The organism is Tepidimicrobium xylanilyticum (assembly GCF_900106765.1).
GTDB classification, from domain to species: Bacteria; Bacillota; Clostridia; order Tissierellales; family Tepidimicrobiaceae; genus Tepidimicrobium; species Tepidimicrobium xylanilyticum.
In genome coordinates this window covers 1-16,922 of sequence record NZ_FNNG01000010.1, presented here as the reverse complement: position 1 = coordinate 16,922, position 16,922 = coordinate 1, and the positions used below count along the sequence as shown (strand labels likewise).

16 protein-coding genes, 1 pseudogene and 1 riboswitch are annotated in these 16,922 nt (G+C 33.8%); of the genes and pseudogenes, 7 read left to right on the top strand and 10 right to left on the bottom strand.

From position 1 onward, the window contains the following. Positions 1 to 15: 15 nt before the first annotated feature. The gene (locus BLV68_RS10555) at positions 16 to 1,689 is read left to right on the top strand and encodes a hydantoinase/oxoprolinase family protein (RefSeq protein WP_093753608.1); all 1,674 of its coding nucleotides are present in this window, start codon (positions 16 to 18) and stop codon (positions 1,687 to 1,689) included. Continuing rightward, positions 1,682 to 2,989, top strand: coding sequence for a histone deacetylase family protein (locus BLV68_RS10550; protein WP_093753606.1), 1,308 nt, complete (start codon positions 1,682 to 1,684; stop codon positions 2,987 to 2,989). The genes BLV68_RS10555 and BLV68_RS10550 overlap by 8 nt, the downstream gene beginning before the upstream one ends. Positions 2,990 to 3,017: 28 nt before the next feature. On the opposite strand, the gene BLV68_RS10545 is transcribed toward BLV68_RS10550, so the two are convergent. The 7 genes from BLV68_RS10545 to BLV68_RS10515 all read right to left on the bottom strand — a co-directional run bounded on the left by BLV68_RS10545 (position 3,018) and on the right by BLV68_RS10515 (position 9,327). Continuing rightward, positions 3,018 to 3,368 carry a hypothetical protein gene (locus BLV68_RS10545; RefSeq protein WP_234949897.1) on the bottom strand — a complete coding sequence of 117 codons (351 nt, stop codon included), beginning with the start codon at positions 3,366 to 3,368 and terminating at the stop codon, positions 3,018 to 3,020. Positions 3,369 to 3,407: 39 nt separating this feature from the next. Continuing rightward, a complete protein-coding gene (locus BLV68_RS10540; RefSeq protein WP_093753604.1) occupies positions 3,408 to 4,793 on the bottom strand; it encodes an MATE family efflux transporter in 1,386 nt (461 codons plus the stop codon). A gap of 180 nt (positions 4,794 to 4,973) precedes the next feature. Then, positions 4,974 to 6,077, bottom strand: a complete 1,104-nt coding sequence (locus BLV68_RS10535; RefSeq protein ID WP_093753602.1) for a GerAB/ArcD/ProY family transporter — start codon at positions 6,075 to 6,077, stop codon at positions 4,974 to 4,976. 12 nt (positions 6,078 to 6,089) lie between these two features. Beyond that, positions 6,090 to 7,304: a Ger(x)C family spore germination protein gene (locus BLV68_RS10530; RefSeq protein WP_093753600.1), complete on the bottom strand. Its 1,215-nt coding sequence runs from the start codon at positions 7,302 to 7,304 to the stop codon at positions 6,090 to 6,092. 3 nt (positions 7,305 to 7,307) lie between these two features. After that, positions 7,308 to 8,750, bottom strand: coding sequence for a spore germination protein (locus BLV68_RS10525; RefSeq protein ID WP_093753598.1), 1,443 nt, complete (start codon positions 8,748 to 8,750; stop codon positions 7,308 to 7,310). Positions 8,751 to 8,848: 98 nt separating this feature from the next. After that, a complete protein-coding gene (locus BLV68_RS10520; RefSeq protein ID WP_093753597.1) occupies positions 8,849 to 9,106 on the bottom strand; it encodes a spore coat protein in 258 nt (85 codons plus the stop codon). Between the two features lie 11 nt (positions 9,107 to 9,117). Then, positions 9,118 to 9,327, bottom strand: coding sequence for a hypothetical protein (locus BLV68_RS10515; RefSeq protein WP_200773756.1), 210 nt, complete (start codon positions 9,325 to 9,327; stop codon positions 9,118 to 9,120). A 136-nt stretch (positions 9,328 to 9,463) separates the two neighbouring features. On the opposite strand from BLV68_RS10515, the gene BLV68_RS10510 reads away from it, so the two are divergent. From BLV68_RS10510 to BLV68_RS10495, 4 genes are all read left to right on the top strand, one after another. After that, a complete protein-coding gene (locus tag BLV68_RS10510) occupies positions 9,464 to 9,727 on the top strand; it encodes a YkuS family protein (protein ID WP_159428681.1) in 264 nt (87 codons plus the stop codon). A gap of 118 nt (positions 9,728 to 9,845) precedes the next feature. Further along, positions 9,846 to 9,947: riboswitch (SAM riboswitch) on the top strand. A gap of 122 nt (positions 9,948 to 10,069) precedes the next feature. Then, positions 10,070 to 11,074 carry a methionine ABC transporter ATP-binding protein gene (locus BLV68_RS10505; RefSeq protein WP_093753593.1) on the top strand — a complete coding sequence of 335 codons (1,005 nt, stop codon included), beginning with the start codon at positions 10,070 to 10,072 and terminating at the stop codon, positions 11,072 to 11,074. Next, positions 11,074 to 11,715, top strand: a complete 642-nt coding sequence (locus BLV68_RS10500; RefSeq protein WP_093753591.1) for a methionine ABC transporter permease — start codon at positions 11,074 to 11,076, stop codon at positions 11,713 to 11,715. The genes BLV68_RS10505 and BLV68_RS10500 overlap by 1 nt, the downstream gene beginning before the upstream one ends. Positions 11,716 to 11,728: 13 nt before the next feature. Then, positions 11,729 to 12,529, top strand: coding sequence for a MetQ/NlpA family ABC transporter substrate-binding protein (locus BLV68_RS10495; protein ID WP_093753589.1), 801 nt, complete (start codon positions 11,729 to 11,731; stop codon positions 12,527 to 12,529). 224 nt (positions 12,530 to 12,753) lie between these two features. Here the strand turns inward: BLV68_RS10495 and BLV68_RS10490 are convergent, their stop codons facing one another. The 3 genes and pseudogenes from BLV68_RS10490 to BLV68_RS16335 form a co-directional block, all read right to left on the bottom strand. Further along, the gene (locus tag BLV68_RS10490) at positions 12,754 to 13,347 is read right to left on the bottom strand and encodes an HD domain-containing protein (protein WP_093753587.1); all 594 of its coding nucleotides are present in this window, start codon (positions 13,345 to 13,347) and stop codon (positions 12,754 to 12,756) included. Positions 13,348 to 13,504: 157 nt separating this feature from the next. Continuing rightward, a complete protein-coding gene (locus BLV68_RS10485) occupies positions 13,505 to 15,466 on the bottom strand; it encodes an FAD-dependent oxidoreductase (protein ID WP_093753585.1) in 1,962 nt (653 codons plus the stop codon). 452 nt (positions 15,467 to 15,918) lie between these two features. Continuing rightward, positions 15,919 to 16,017 (bottom strand): annotated as a pseudogene (locus BLV68_RS16335) (hypothetical protein); the annotation flags it as partial. 115 nt (positions 16,018 to 16,132) lie between these two features. Here BLV68_RS16335 and BLV68_RS10475 point away from each other — a divergent pair. Further along, on the top strand, positions 16,133 to 16,922 hold a 790-nt coding region (locus BLV68_RS10475; protein WP_159428640.1), incomplete at its 3' end, for a helix-turn-helix domain-containing protein.

Here is a 16,922-nt window from a genome sequence, read left to right as displayed (position 1 = left end):
TAAGGAGGATTAAAATTGATTATCGGCCTTGATATGGGTGGAACCAACGTTGACGGAGTTATTATAGAGAACGGAAGAATAATAAATAGGGTTAAAAAAACAACTAACAGGAATGATCTATTTGACTCCATTTGGGCTGCTTTAAAAGAACTATTAATTGGAATTGACAGGTCTAAAATAGATAGAATAAATCTAAGTACTACCATTTCCACTAATGCCATTGTGGAAAATAAAACGGATCCTGTAGGAATGATTATACAACCAGGTCCTGGAATACCTTGTGATTTTTTAGCCTGTGGTGATGAAAATATCTTTATTTCCGGATATATAGACCATAGGGGTGAAATAATTGAACATTTTAAACAAGAGGAAATTGAAAAAGCAATTAAACTATTTAGGGAAAAAAACATAAAATCCTGCGGAGTAGTAACTAAATTTTCTACAAGAAATCCAAAGTTTGAAAAAGATATCAAAGAAATTTTAGAAAAGGACTTTTTCCCCATTAGTATGGGACATACTGTTTCTGGTAAATTAAATTTTCCTCGAAGAGTATATACCACTTATTTGAATTCAGCAGTGCACAATACTTTCAATGAATTTTCTAGAAGCATAAAAGAATCCCTATATCAGGAAGGAATCGATGCTCCAATATTCATATTAAAAGCAGATGGTGGAACTATGAATATTTCTACTGCAGAAGAAAGACCAGTAGAAACCATATTATCCGGTCCTGCTGCCAGCTTTATGGGAATGAATGCAATGGTTCCCACCAATGAAGATGCAATTCTACTAGATATAGGCGGAACTACTACAGACATATTCTTTCTTGTTGATGGAGTTCCCTTATTCGAACCTTTAGGAATTAAGATAGATAGATATAAAACCCTTGTAAGGGCTATTTATAGCGTTTCTATTGGTTTAGGCGGAGACAGCAGCATTAATATTGAAAATGGGCAAATAAAAATAGGTCCATTAAGGGAAGGAAAGCCCTATGCTTTTGGAGGTCCAAAGCCTACTCCTACTGATGCTATGATAACCTTAGGATTGATGAATACAGGTAATAGGAAAAAAGCCTATGATTCTATGGTTTCATTAGGGAGGGAATTAAACATATCTCCAGAAGAAGTTGCCCAATTGATCCTCGATACCATGGGGGATATTACAAAAGATAAGGTAGAAGAACTCTTAGCAGATATTAATAGCCATCCCGTTTATACCATTAAAGAATTATTATACGGAAAGAAAATTGAGCCAAAAGTTGTAAATGTAATAGGAGGGCCTGCAAAAATATTGGCTCCAATACTAGAAAGAAAATTCAATTTGCCCTGCTGCTTCCCCAAGGATTATCATGTAGCTAATGCTGTAGGAGCTGCCTTAGCAAAGCCTACTACAGAGATAAACATGTTGGTAAATACTTCTAAAGGAATACTTTCCGTTCCTGAATTAGAACTATTTGAAAAAATAGATAGAACATTTACCATAGATAAAGCTAGAAGAAAAGCTATGGAACTAATAAGAGAATCGGCTCTATCTTTAGGAGCTATAAACGAAGAGATAGAAGCAGAAATCGTCGAAGAAAGTAGTTTCAATATGGTAAGGGGATTTTATACTACTGGAAAAAATATTCGAATTAAAGCACAAGTTAAACCAGGGCTTATCTTTGAATTGAGGAGTGATATTAATGATTAAGGCTAAAAATAGATTAGGACTTGTTTTCTTCCCCGCTTTTGATTGGGCTATTAGCAATACTCACCCTGAAAGAGAGGAAAGACTTTTATATACTCAAGACCAAATATTTGAGGAAGGAATTGAGGATATAGAAGGAATAAAACTATATAATCCCATTGTAGCTGATGAAAAGGATATTGAAAGGGTACATTTCGCCATACCCAATGTCAGGTCTAGGGTTACAAAATCCCATCTTATATCCGCTGGTGGTGCTTATAAGGCCTTTCAAGTTTTAATGGAAAAAGAAGTAAATAAATCCTTTGCCTTAGTTCGTCCTCCAGGACACCATGCCCAAAAAGTAGTTTATGGAGATAGAGGTTTTTGCATAGTCAATATTGAGGCAGTAGCTTTAGAAAGGATTAGGCAAGAATATGGTGATTTAAGGGTAGCAATAGTAGATACCGATTGTCACCATGGAGATGGCACCCAAGATATCTATTGGAATGATAAGGACACTCTGTTCATATCCTTCCATCAGGATGGAAGAACCTTATACCCCGGCACTGGATTTATAGAAGAGGTTGGGGGACCTAATGCCTATGGTTATAATATAAATATCCCTTTACCTCCTGGTACAGGAGAAGAAGGCTTTTTATATGTTTTAGATAATGTGGTAATGCCCATTCTAGATGAGTATAAACCGGATATAATTATAAACTCAGCAGGTCAAGACAACCACTATACTGACCCAATTACCAACATGAATTTTACTGCCCAAGGTTATGCAAAGTTAAGTGACAGGCTTAATCCAGATATTGCAGTTTTAGAAGGAGGCTATTCTATCGAAGGAGCCCTCCCCTATGTAAATCTTGGAATTATACTAGCTATGGCAGGTATCGATTACTCCATGGTCAAAGAACCCGATTATGATAGAGAAAAATTAAAACAACCTAAACAGATTACTGAATACATTAAGCAAATAAGCAATGTGGTTTATAAAAGATGGAAAATGAAAGAGGATTTACGCCTAAAGAATATAAATGGTAAAGAGTATGTCCATAGACAAAAACAAGTCTACTATGATACGGATGGAATAATGGAATACCAGGTACAGAACTTTAAGGTATGTAATAGATGTTCTGGGGTTAGCACCATCGACTCTAGAAGCGATAGGGGTTATCATATATTAGGCATAACCATCCCAAGAAATGCTTGTTCTAACTGCGTAGATGAAGGATATAGCTTATACAAACATGCTCCAAATAAGTATACTAATGTCTATTTACAGGACAGAGTTAATGATGAATATCTAGCTAAATAAGCATAAGGGCAGAGGTTTAGATCTGCCCTTATGACTTCTTACCTATTGAAAATTGAACGCCATAATCTTCCTCTTTGATGTTTATATAATGATTTTCATAGTTGAATACTAGGTTCATTACTGTAGATCTTAAATCTATGTTTCTTAAGAAATGAATTGTGCAAAGATTGTTGTTCTCCTCCGTAGTAAATCTTATCAACACGCTTCTGATATCTAATAGCTGGATTCTATTATCCATATATTGAGGCATGCCTTCCAAATATAGGTTTAAAGTTCTATTTCCCAATGGAATGAACAAATCTATATCTGCCTCTTCTTCCATAAAGGGCTTAATTTCATAATCGCTTTTTATCAATAGATTTCCATTCCTATATTCCATCAAATAAATCATACTCCTTTGTTCCTCTATTAAAAATCATCATTCAGACTCAATAGAAGCATCAAATCGTGCTTCCATATATGGAACTTTTTTGAGAACTACAATATACCAAATGGTCAACACTAAACCCTTTAAGGCACTACTTATACTTATGCTCCACCATATTCCATCTAATCCGAGGAATGTAGAAGAAAACACTAATGCCATTGGTATGCGCAAGGCATTAAAGACTACTCCCACAATAGAAGGTGGAATGGTTTTTCCAATACCATTAAAAGCTCCCCTGCTTGCAATTTCAAAGGTCATTAGTATTTCGGATACTCCTAATATCCTTAAATACCTAACCCCAATTCTTAAGGCTTCTAAGTCATCAGGGATGAAAAATCTAAACAGTGGATTTGCTCCAAAAATGAGCACTATGGTGGAAAAGAGTCCTATAGTCCCCACTATTTGCAGCCCTTTTTTATAACCTTTTCTAATTCTGTCCCACTTATCTGCTCCATAGTTTTGTCCTATAAAAGCAGATATGGCGGTAGAAAATCCTGAAGCTGTCATCCAGGATATGGACTCAATCTGATTTCCAACCTTCTGGACAGCAACTGGCGTAGGCCCCCATTGGGCAATTATTCTAGCCAGTATCATGCCGATACCTGCAAAAATACCTTGTTGGACTGATGATGGTAGCCCAAGTTTAAATATGGTCTTTACACAGTCTTTATCAAAAGGTATTTTTACTATATTTAAATCCTTAAATAGTTGATTCTTTTTGTTACTAAATAATACAAAGATTACAGTTACAATTGTTTGTGCAATTACCGTAGCCCAAGCAGCCCCTTTAACTCCCATTTCAGGGAAAGGACCTATCCCCATTATCATTAAGGGGTCAAGAATCATATTAGTTATTAGCCCAATGGAGTTTATCTTAAAAGGTGTGGTACTATCACCAGCCCCATTAAAAATTCCTGAAAAAACTGGATTAACAAAGTAAAAAACAAGTCCATAAGATATAATCAGTAGATAATCAATGGCCATAGTTATAACTTCAGCATCTCCTAGTTTAAAAAAACCTATAATCTGATGTCTAAATATTATAAGTATTAATGAGTATATTAATGCAATAAGAACACTTAATTTCAAAGTATTTGATGCAAATTTTCTGGCAGAATCCATATCTTCTCTTCCAAAGGATTGAGCTACACCTACTTCTGCACCAATTTTGGGTATCATAAATAAAGCCGATGCAAACCATGTAAAGAATCCTGCTGTTCCCGATGCAGCTACCGCTTTAGTTCCAACTCTTCCAAGCCATATCATATCTGTCATATTATATGCTACTTGTACAAAGGATGTAGCCATAATAGGCAAAGCAAGTTTTATCAAAGCTTTAGAAATATTGCCTTCTGTTAATTTTACACTCTTGTCCATTCTAAGCCTCCATATCCAACAAATTATTTCCTATCACTAACCTAGTATATTCTACAATATTGCTTGATATTGTTCAAGCAATTTAAACCAATAGCTTTACAAATAAATAATAAAAAAACGGTGTTAGATGAATGTATAATTGTTGACCTGATTGATACCAGTCTATAATCAATAATGCCCTTATAATTTATTTTTCCTAAAAAAATAAGCTATTAACAACACTATAGGAATAAGTATTATAGAAATAACCGATATAATCAGTGTAATTTGACTAAAGGGCTCATTCACACCTAATACAGGCCTTCTATCCTTTATTAATTGTACAGCAATAAATATTAGAATAGCAATTGGAATTATAAATCTATCATTTCTAATTCCCGTAAACTGCTCTAATGATACTGAAGTAATGAACAGATATCCTGAAGTTCTAATTATGTTCCCTATTATCCAAGATACTATATATATTGATTCAAAACCCTGTATTGTCTGCTCAAAGTTAATTAGTCTTGTATAGGTCAAAAATGGAAAATTAATTCTTTTAGCAAATTCCGTTCCCAATGTGCATTGAATAGTAATTACTATGATTAAGATAATTAGTAAAGAAAATAGAGTTGACCTAATGTAGATCTTGTTCAACTCCTTCTTATTTGCCAAATAAGGGGTTAACATAGTAGCTATAAGAATATCTACAAACCTTAAACCTATTATTATAGCACCTTTGTTGATTTGACTGATGGTCGAATCGCTTAAAATTGGAAATAGATAATCGAATTGATAATTGCGAAGACCTAATATAACAAATATAAACATAGTTATAATCATTATTGGTATTACAAACTCCCCAAATCTAGCTAAATTCCTAAGCCCCTTATAGCCTATATAAACACAAGTTATTAATAATAAAGAAGCGGTTGCCCAGGTTGGTGTCTCCCTAAACAATGAATAATCTAATATTTCTACAAAATTACTTGAAAACATGGTGAGATAATATAAAAATACCAAAATATAAAAGGCCCCAAGTATTTTCCCAAATATTTTACCCATTAATTTTTCTATTATTTCAATTAAGCTCAAATCACTAAACTTATTGCTTAAAAATAATAAAGGAAAAGATAAAATTATTACATAGGGAATAGATAAAAGCAACACAATCCACGCATCTTGGTTGCTGGGAGGAACTCTTAATATGGGTAAATTGTTTAAGCCCATAATAATTCTAAAATTTATCAATAGTAATAGAGCTTGATTATAGTATATTTTATTCCTTTCCCTCATATCATACATAGCATACTACTCCTAATCTATAAATATAGGGGTATTGATAAGCCCAGTCCCTACTAAATTAGTTTCTACTTCTATTTGAAAGTCTGCCTGGGAAAATATTTCATCCCAGTGGTCCTTAATCTTTTTATATTCTTCAGGATACTTTCTATGAAACACATGGCCAAACCCAAATATGTCTAATCCTATTTCCCGCTGTACCTTCCTGACGGTTTGGCTGATAGCGGTCTTAGTGGTATTAGAACAAGCCTCTTCTAGCATTTTCAATTCCTTTTCATTATATACATTAATATCTCCTGCAACTTCTCCTATAGAACCCTTAATTTTAATTTTAGTCTTTAATCCAATATTGCCATCTTTTAATTCAACATCATTCTTTGCTTTTACCTTTATTAATATAATAGAAGTTAAATGCCTATGATGTGGGTCTGATCCCTTTTCCTTTGTGACTCCTCCAAGAGTTGGAAATGTTATCAATCCACTGGTAACATTATTCCTAATAAAGTTAAGGGATTTAGTATCATTTCCATCTAAATAACCAACTAATATATCATCTCTAAAGATAGCTGCACCTATAACAGTCAATTCATATTTTGAATCTTCACTGTTACTCACCTCTCCATTTATGCCTTTCCTTTCTATCTTTTCCACTACTCCAGCCATTGTATGACGTCCACCTAGGTAGTGGTCTCTAAGATATCCCATTATGTTCACATCTACAGTTTTAGGATTATCCCTTATATTTTGAACCAGTCTTAATATATAGCTACCTGGTATTTCTTCTAAACCACTGTCAATCCCCATTACCTCATAGGCTTTTGCTCCTTTGGCAATTAACATGTAGGCAGTTTCCCTCTGTTCCCTATCCCTAAATAATTGATCCGTATGGCTGACCAAACCCCTTCTAGCAAATTCTTCCCCAAATATAATGACCTTATTATGGGATGTAAAAATTCTCCTATCAAATTTTAAAGTTATATCCCTAAAGGCTTCAAAAATTGTATTCCCTACACCTTGTACATATTTAACAGGACCACCTTCTTTTCCTCCACTACTTTTTTGAGCATAAGAGGGATCCACAACTTCTAAAGTAATTAATATCTTATTATCTTCAATATCCAAACCCATTACCAATGAAATTCCTAATTCATTTAGTTCTCTGGCATTCCAACAGCCCGTTAATAAAATTATAAAGATAAGAAGTAAAACACAGGCAATTTTTCTACTCATATCCTATTTCCTCCACGGGGAAATTTGCCTTCTTACATTCCTCTTTGCAATGGCTCTTGGTCTAAAAAGTCTCTTCCATAAAGGAAGTCTGACAAAAGTATCTTTTTTAAAACCATCCCATTCTCTAGGTGCAATGGGCCAAGTATATGGAACTCCAAAGGAATCTAAGGATACCAGCTGCATATTTATGAAAACAAAACCACAGGCAATTCCATAAAGTCCCATAAGCCCTGCAAGAAATAATATGAATAATCGATATATTACTATACCTTCCATAAATCCAGGCACAACAAATTCAGCTATTGCTGCTGTAGACACAACTATTAAGGTTATTGCATTAACAACTCCAGCTTCTACTGCTGCCTGCCCTAATATCAATGCCCCAACTATGCTCACTGTGGTACCAACGCTCTTAGGCAACCTCAATCCCGATTCCTTTATCAACTCTAAAGCTAAAATCATAATCAATACTTCTAACATTACAGGTAAGGGTACCCCTTCTCTTGCACCTGCCATATTGATCAAAAGAACTGTCGGAATCATTTCCTGATGGTATAATTGTAAGGCTACAAATGTCCCTGGTAAGTAGACTGATATAAAAATGCTAATGCCTCTTAGTAGTCTTAAAAAAGTAGCATAAAAAGGCCTTATATAATAATCTTCACTAACCATTATCCCTTCAACAAGTATTCTTGGTACAGTCAACACATGAGGGGTTCCATCAACTAATATGGCAACTCTTCCTTCTAGAAGTTTTCCAGCCACAATATCAGGCTTTTCCACATTGGAAACCGTACCCATTAAGGAAAATGGATCATCCTCTATTAATTCTTCTATATAACCACTTTCTAATATTGAATCTACGTCAATCTTTTCTAATCTCCTTTTTAATTCCTTCAACACATCTTCATTAACAATACCTTTAATGTAAGCTATGCTTACCTTTGTATTGGTTTGTTTCCCATATTTATAATCTTCAAAGACCAGGTTATTGTTTCTCAATTTTCTCCTTAATAATACCTTATTTACTTCTATATCCTCTATAAATCCTTCCTTAGGCCCCCTGACTACTGCCTCTGAATTTGGTTCTTCTACCATTCTTTTATCCCATTTAGTTAATTCGACTACATAACAATTAGCATTACCTTCAACAAATATAGCAACCTTCCCGTATACTATTTCATTTTTTACCTCTTCCATGGAATTGACTATTTGAATTTTAGGAGTGAAAATTACCTTTCTTAAATTCTTTGGATCATCAAGTTGTAAAATTAAAGGACGAAGTATATCCCTATCAAATAAATCCTCATTAACAAATCCCTCTATGAAGCATATTAATATTCTTATATTAGATCTGGTCTCAAACTCATAGGCAACGAAATCGCAAGAGTTATTGAAAATTTTCGTTATCTCTTCTCTGTTAAAGCTAACACTCTTTGAAATCATCTAAATCACCTTTCAATTATACCCTTAATTAGTATGACCATATTTTTTTGGATTATTATTCGTACAAATAGAAATAGCCCGAAAGGGCTATTTGGGAATTATTTCATTCCTCCACCAGTAAGACCTGATTTTACCTGCTGAACATCATTTGAATTAGCCGGAGGTGCAGGCTTATAATAACCTTTTTGTTCTGCTATCTGGAATAACTGGTATTGTAGTTGCTCAGCTTCATTCCTCAACTGTTGTAATGTGCTTCTTAACTGCTGATTAGCACATTCTGTTATGGCTTTATTATACATTTCTATGCTTGCTTTAGTAGTAGTAATAGCATCATTGACCATATCTCGTTCTTGCATTTCATTCCCTCCTATTTTAATGAATTTATGAAATTAGTAACGGTAGTCTGCGCATCTTGACTAGATTTTTTAAACAATTGTTTAAGCTGAGGGTCGTGGCATTGGTTGGAATAGAAATCATATTTAGAAACCATGTTCTGATGAACTCCTATAATTTCCCTTAAATTTTGCAACTCTAATTGGTTTATATTTCCCATATTAATAGGATTTTGAAGGGTCATATTGTTACTCCTTTCTTTAAATTATTTTAATTTCATTTAATATTCTGGCTTGTGGGCTTTTTATTTATTCATGGAAAAAAAATATAAATATTATAGTAGACTTAAGAACATAATAATTTTAAATGGAGGTGAAAATATGAAAGATAAAATTGTAGTTGAAAATACATTAACACCTTTTATTGAGCATTTAAAAAGTTTAGGCTATGACGTTTATACCCTTTATAAGAATTCCAATTTAGAACACATTACTTCTGATGAGTATAAAGCAATAGTTGTGTCTGGAATAGATGTTTTATCAAGTAGCGATTCTACTGGTCAAATTCCCCCAGTTCCAATTGTTGAAGCTAGAGGTAAAACACCTGAGGAAGTCCACCAAATTATACAAGATAAGCTAGTATAAGGAATAATTTGTCATTAATTATTCCTTATATTAAATTAAATTAAATTTTATAAAAAAAGATGTTGACAAATATAGAATTAAGTATTAGAATTGGTTTTAAATAAAAGTTAATAACATGCTCTTATCAAGAGTGGTGGAGGGATCTGGCCCAGTGAAACCCGGCAACCTGTGTACACAAGGTGCTAAATCCAGCGGTATGTGTTATACCGAAAGATAAGAAAGAGTATTAGACCTCTTTCTTGTAAAGAGGTTTTTTACTTAACCTCTATCTTTCATAGAGGTTTTTTTATTAAATAGAATGTACATTCTTTATGACATCACATAATGTAAGGGGGACTCTCATTGATTCGAATAGAAAAGCTATCCAAAAGTTTCGAAACTTCAGGTGAAAAAATCTGGGCTTTAAGGGATATAAGCCTTCAAATAAATGAAGGTGAAATATTCGGAATCATCGGTTTAAGTGGTGCAGGAAAGTCTACTCTAATCCGATGCATCAATAGATTGGAAGAGCCCACTAGTGGCAAAATATACATCGATGGAATAGACATTACCTCTCTTGACAAGAAGGCTTTGAGAAAATCTAGAAAAGATATGGCGATGATATTCCAACATTTTAATTTATTAAACCAAAAAACTGTATATAAAAATGTTGCATTCCCCTTAGAACTTGAAAGGCTTCCAAAAAAGGTGATTGACGATAGAGTAAATACATTGCTTGAATATGTAGGACTTTCCGATAAAAGGGATGCTTATCCTTCTCAGTTAAGTGGTGGGCAAAAGCAGAGAGTCGCCATTGCAAGAGCTTTGGCCAATAATCCTAAAATACTATTAAGCGATGAAGGAACATCAGCACTAGATCCTAAAACCACCAAGTCCATACTGGAATTGCTTAACAGAATAAGGAAAGAGCTAAATGTTACCATTATACTAATAACTCACCAGATGGAGGTTATAAAAGATATTTGCGATCGAGTAGCCATTATTGAAGATGGTAGGATAATAGAAATGAATACTGTAGAAGAATTATTCAAAAATCCAAAAACTAAGACTGCTAAATCCTTCATCTCCAGTTTGAATCCAAATGATGATAACGGCTTGATAAAGCCAGAAAATTATGATGGCACTCTCATCAGATTAAGCTATTTAGGGAAAAGTGCAAAAAAGCCTATTGTCTCACAAATGGTCAAAAAATTTAATATCCATGTAAACATATTATCCGGTAATATTAATCAACTGATGAGCACAAGTGCTGGATATTTAATACTAGAACTTTCAGGAAGCGATGAAGAAATAGTTAATGCAATAGCATTTCTTAAAAGTAAAGATGTAGGCGTGGAGGTGATATAATGGCTGAATTAATTATTCCTGCTCTATTTGAAACTCTATATATGGTGTTTTTCTCAACGCTTTTTTCCTTAATAATAGGTTTCCCATTAGGAGTACTATTGGTTATCACGGAGAAAGGCAATATATGGGAAAAACCTTTACTTAACCAAATATTAAATGGGATAATTAATATATTGCGTTCCTTCCCATTTATTATTTTAATGATTATTGTATTTCCCATATCCAAGTTAATTGTGGGACAAAGTATTGGCACTACTGCAACTATCGTGCCTCTTTCCATAGCAGCTGCACCATTTGTAGCTAGGATAATGGAATCTTCTCTAAAGGAAGTGGACAAGGGAATAATTGAGTTCAGCCTATCTATGGGAGCAAGCATACCTGAAATAATATTCAAGGTGCTCATTCCAGAAGCCTTACCTTCCTTGATACTGGGAATAACTTTGACAATAATTAACCTAATAGGCTATTCCGCTATGGCAGGCGCTATCGGTGGCGGCGGATTAGGGAATTTAGCCATCAGATATGGCTTATATAGATTTGAAACAGGGATTATGATTGCATCAGTCTTTGTAATCATATTGTTAGTTCAAGGTATACAATTTATAGGAAATAGATTATCAACAATTATAAATAAGAAGTAAGGAGGAATTTAAAATGAAAAAATTCGTATTAATTGCAATAGCCTCTATATTGATTTTAACAACTTTAGTAGGGTGTAATAGTAAAAAAAGCGCAGATAATGTTATTAAAATAGGAGTTTCTCCAAAACCTCATAGGGAAATAGTTGAATTGATCGTAGATGATTTGAAAGAAGAAGGAATTGAGCTTGAGATTATAGAGTTTGATGATTATGTTAAGCCAAATTTAGCATTGGCTGAAAATGAATTGGACGCTAATTTCTTCCAACATAAACCTTATATGAATAATTTTAAGGAAGAGAATAATATTGACATCATTTCCATCGGCGGAGTTCACGTAGAACCAATGGGGTTATATTCGGTCAAATATTTAAGCATTGAAGAACTTGAAGATAATAGTGAAATTGCCATCCCCAACGACCCAACTAATGGAGGAAGGGCTCTACTACTCCTAGAAAAATACGGATTGATTAAATTAGATCCTGATGCAGGAATTCTTGCTACTGAAAATGATATAATTGAGAATCCAAAAAATTTAAAATTCACTCCACTAGAAGCTGCCTATCTTCCCAGGGTATTAAATGAGGTAGACGCTGCAGTTATAAATGGAAACTATGCTTTAGAAGCTAGTTTAGTACCTACTGAGGATGCATTAATATTAGAAGATAAAGACTCCCCTTATGCCAATATAGTAGCTGTAAGGACAGGGGAAGAAAATGAAGAAAAATTTGCTAAACTGATGAAAGCTCTACAAAGCGACAAAGTAAGAAAGTTCATAGAAGAAAACTATAATGGCGGTGTAATACCAGCTTTCTAGTTCAAAAAGAGTGGCCAAGCCACTCTTTTAATTTTGTAGTTGTGAATTGTGAACTTTATGTTGCTTTACCTATAGCATATTTGGGAAGAACTCCCCCTCTATTCAAGATTCGGGAAGCATCAAGAATATTCCATAAGTCAAGGCTTATCTTCCCAAATATATAAATTGAATTTTAATTGTGCATTGCGTATCATAAATTATACTTTATTAAAAATTATCCATTGTCAGTTATCTGTAATGTATCCTTTTCTACAGGCATCTTCTATCATGTTAATAGCAATTTGCCACAATTCATCTGAGGCTTCTTTCAATGGTGCTATTCTTTTGTAAACTTCACCTTTTGGGATATTGAATTTTTTCCAAGTCCCACCACCAGAATAATAGTTATTAAAAAAGGGCTGAAGTCTATCCATAGAAGCTGCAAATATTGCCTCTTTAGTTTTCATCTCTTCAAATTCCTCCCACAGCCTTCTTAACTCTGATCCTTTATCTTCATCCAACATTCCAAATATCTTATCCGCTGCCTTCAACTCCCTTTCCCTTTTATTCATATTGGCTTGTTTATCATAACAGAAAGTATCTCCAGCATAAATTTCCACTAAATCGTGTACCAATAACATCTTTATTACCTTACAAATGTCTATTTTCTCATTAGCATATTCAGCCAAAACTAAAGCCATTACGGATATATGCCAGGAATGCTCTGCATCATTTTCTCTCTTGGAATTATCAATTAAACTAGTCTGCCTTAATACAGATTTCATCTTATCCAGTTCCACAATAAAATCTATATCCTTTAGTAATCGTTCACTAAGCAAAATATCATCTCCCCATTGTATGGTAAAAGTATTATTCCCATATTAGTTTAACATATTTTATAGGCAGGGTAATACTACAAGCAATCAACCTGGCAATATGTTTTACAAAAGATAAAGGAGACCTTAAGTCTCCCAAATATTCAATTAATATCTATAGCTATTGCTTTGAATTTTTAACATATTCAGCTGAATTTATCCCTGCTAGTCTGCCCGATGTATATGCAAAACCCAAGGTTCCACCTTCAAAATCCACATATGATTTACCATACATTCCTCCTGCATCAGCTCCTGCAACATATAGACCAGGAATAGGCTTCCCGTTTTTATCCATAGCTTCTATCTTTTCATTGATTCTCACACCACCAAGGGTACCCAGATTGCGTGCAACATATTTAACAGCATAGAATGGTCCTTCTACTACAGGGATTAGACGTTCCGTATCTGCAAAAAACATATTATCTATACCCTCTTCTATAGCTTTGTTATATTGATTGACACTTTCAATAAACCTATTAGCATCTACACCCATATTTTTAGCTAATTCTTTTAATGTATTCCCTTTAAATACTACACCAGTCCCTACTGCAGCATCAAGAAGGGGAGTATAATCTATTGGAGTATTTTCCCATTTGATCAACTCATCTGTGTCCGTTGGCATATTAAATTCCATAAAAAACTGGCGATTGTCCTTCCATATTCCATAATGCTCCTCTACAGAAGCATATCCCTTTTCTGCAATTTGCTTTAATACACTGGTATCTAAAATTATGAATTCCGTCTGATTAGGTTGCATATGAATTTGTGCTCCGTGAATTACAAAGTTGCTGGCCATTGTTTCATCAGAAAAACGTTGACCTAATGTATTTACTCTCAAATGAGGATAAAATGTAAAATCTGTAAGGGACATATAATCATAACCTAGAACATTGGTTAATGCCTTTACATCACTTTGTGTAAATTTCTGCCAAAAATACTGAGCAGTGGAAGTTCCATATTCATCTGCACCAACATCCCAAGCCATCCTAATGCCGTCACCAACATTCTGTGTAATTTCACCTAATGTATATTTGTCTCCAAAATATTTTTTCATCATCTCTTCATTTCCACCAAATCCTCCAGTAGCCAATATTACAGCTTTAGCATATATCTCAAGTATAGTTCCGTCTTCCTTCTCAGCTACAATCCCTTTAATATTTCCTTCGCTATCTTTCATAAGCTCTTTAGCAGGAGTTGAAAACATCACATGGCCACCATTCTTTTTGAAGGATTCTATTAATTTTTCAATTGCAACTCTTCCTCCCTCTTTATAGCCATGAAGAGTAGCTGGCATACCTACATGAGCATAACTTCCTCCGGTCCCTGCATCAACTAAATTCAATTCACATCCATTTTCAATCAACCAATCTACCGTTTTACCCGATTCTTCAATTATTGTGCGGACTAATATAGAATTCATATATCCAGATGAAGCCTTCATATACTGGTCAAAAAGCCATTTCTTATCTACCGTTTTTCCTGCTTTTTTCTGCAAAGAGCTATCAGCAGCAAACAACCCTCCTGCAAATACACTAGCACCCATTGGTCTAGCTGTTTTTTCTAGTAATAATACGCTATCATTCCTCTCGCTTGCAGCTAATGCAGCAGCAGTTCCAGCTGCACCTGCTCCAACAACTACTATATCGTATTCTAGCACTTCAACTTCGGGAGGTTTATCATCAGTTTTTCTCTTTATTAAAGTATCTAAATTTCCACCCGCCTGTCTTACACAATCTTCAACTGCTCTCAAAATAGCAGTACTTGTAAAGGTAGCACCACTTATGACATCTACCGCTATACTCTGCTCTGATACAATCCTCTTAGGAATCTCTTCTACTGCCAAATCACCGATCCCTGCCAAATCATGATGTTCTACTACTTTAACCGATTTAATCCTATCGGATGTAAAAGTAACTTCTACAACCACATCTCCATCTCTTCCAATACCCTTTGCTTTATATGTACCAGGCCTATACCTTTTTTCACTTTTAACTCCTAGTGATGGTAATAAGGGAAATTGAAGAATAAGTATTGCTATTATTAATGCTATACATGTCAGGGGAAACAATAAATTTCTTTTCAAGGCTAATCACCCCTTTATAAATATTTTAAATTCCTTACAAAATTCTCCCCCATGCCAATCTTTGTTATTATTTTATCAGATAGACTTGTTGTTTTCAACTCTATCAGGGTTCTTTGATTTGCTGTCTATAATAGATGAAAAAAACTAGGAGATAACTTTATCATGACCTAGTTTAAAAAATATTGAAAAACAAAAGAAAGGAACATATTATATACAAAATATGTCCTTTCTTTTTCACAAATCTCAAAACTTGTTAATAGATTTGATTATAATCTTTTGATACATATAATATCAATAATGTGAATTATTTTTCTATAATGCAAGAGTGCAGATTTTCTACTTTATGTTTTGTCTGTAATTTAATGTCTTTTCCATGTAATACTTCTCATTTATTATAGGGTATTCCTTTTGAACATAAACCACTCTATTCCCATATTTGAAATAAATGGTTTTTATTGGAAATTCATAGTAGTTAGGAAGGCTTTTGTACACCCGTTATCCATACCTATTCTTTCCGCTTCAAATAATAACTTTTTACCTAAACCTCTACCACGATATTCATCTTTTGTTTATGTTAATCTAAAAGTGGTCCACCATTTCAGTTGAAAACTGGTCCACCTTTAAAATATAATACCCCTATGAATGTTTTTTAGGGGGAGATGGAAGGTGATAACACTGGACCAGAAAGCAGAAATATTACTAAAATATTTCAGAGAAAATAAGTCACAAAGGGCAATAAGTAAAGAGCTTGGTATTTCAAGAACCACAGTACAAAAATACATTAAGGAATTTCAATCTAAAAATGAAAGATTGCAAGAATTAGCAAAAGGCGAAGAAAGAAATAAAGCTGAAATACTTCTTTTAATTGAAGAAATGGCATCTAAACCTAAATATGATACTAGTAACAGGAAAAAAGTAAAATTAACAGATGAGGTAATGGAAGAGATAGATAAGCTTATCTTGCTAAATGAAAGAAATAAAGAGCTGGGAAGAGCTAAGCAACTAATGAAAAAGATAGACGTACATGAAGCCTTAATAGATAAGGGATATGATATTGGATATACAACAGTCTGCAACTACATAAAAGAAACTTATGAACAAAAAGAAGCATATGTTAGGCAAGAATATACTTTAGGAGAAGTATTAGAATTTGATTGGGGTGAAGTTAAGCTTACCATTAATGGGAAAAATACTACCTTAAACATGGGACTTTTCACAACTGCAAAAGGTTCATACCATTATGCAAGGCTTTACCATAATCAAAAGATGGAGAATTTCTTAGATATTCATGTAAAGTGTTTTAATCACATTGGGGGTGTTCATAGGGAAATAGTTTATGACAATATGAAACAAGCAGTAAAAAGATTTGTATGTAGAAATGAAAAAGAAGCCACTGAAGACTTAATTAAAATATCCTTGTACTATGGCTTTAAATACAGGTTCTGTAATGTAGCTA

Bases quoted from the DNA above. Each gene is read 5' to 3' on its own strand.
- BLV68_RS10550 (WP_093753606.1), top strand. From the start codon at position 1,682: ATGATTAAGGCTAAAAATAGATTAGGACTTGTTTTCTTCCCCGCTTTT.
- BLV68_RS10510 (WP_159428681.1), top strand. From the start codon at position 9,464: ATGAAAGATAAAATTGTAGTTGAAAATACATTAACACCTTTTATTGAG.
- BLV68_RS10545 (WP_234949897.1), bottom strand. From the start codon at position 3,368: ATGGAATATAGGAATGGAAATCTATTGATAAAAAGCGATTATGAAATT.
- BLV68_RS10540 (WP_093753604.1), bottom strand. From the start codon at position 4,793: ATGGACAAGAGTGTAAAATTAACAGAAGGCAATATTTCTAAAGCTTTG.
- BLV68_RS10520 (WP_093753597.1), bottom strand. From the start codon at position 9,106: ATGCAAGAACGAGATATGGTCAATGATGCTATTACTACTACTAAAGCA.
- BLV68_RS10495 (WP_093753589.1), top strand. From the start codon at position 11,729: ATGAAAAAATTCGTATTAATTGCAATAGCCTCTATATTGATTTTAACA.
- BLV68_RS10535 (WP_093753602.1), bottom strand. From the start codon at position 6,077: ATGTATGATATGAGGGAAAGGAATAAAATATACTATAATCAAGCTCTA.
- BLV68_RS10525 (WP_093753598.1), bottom strand. From the start codon at position 8,750: ATGATTTCAAAGAGTGTTAGCTTTAACAGAGAAGAGATAACGAAAATT.
- BLV68_RS10515 (WP_200773756.1), bottom strand. From the start codon at position 9,327: ATGACCCTTCAAAATCCTATTAATATGGGAAATATAAACCAATTAGAG.
- BLV68_RS10530 (WP_093753600.1), bottom strand. From the start codon at position 7,304: ATGAGTAGAAAAATTGCCTGTGTTTTACTTCTTATCTTTATAATTTTA.
- BLV68_RS10500 (WP_093753591.1), top strand. From the start codon at position 11,074: ATGGCTGAATTAATTATTCCTGCTCTATTTGAAACTCTATATATGGTG.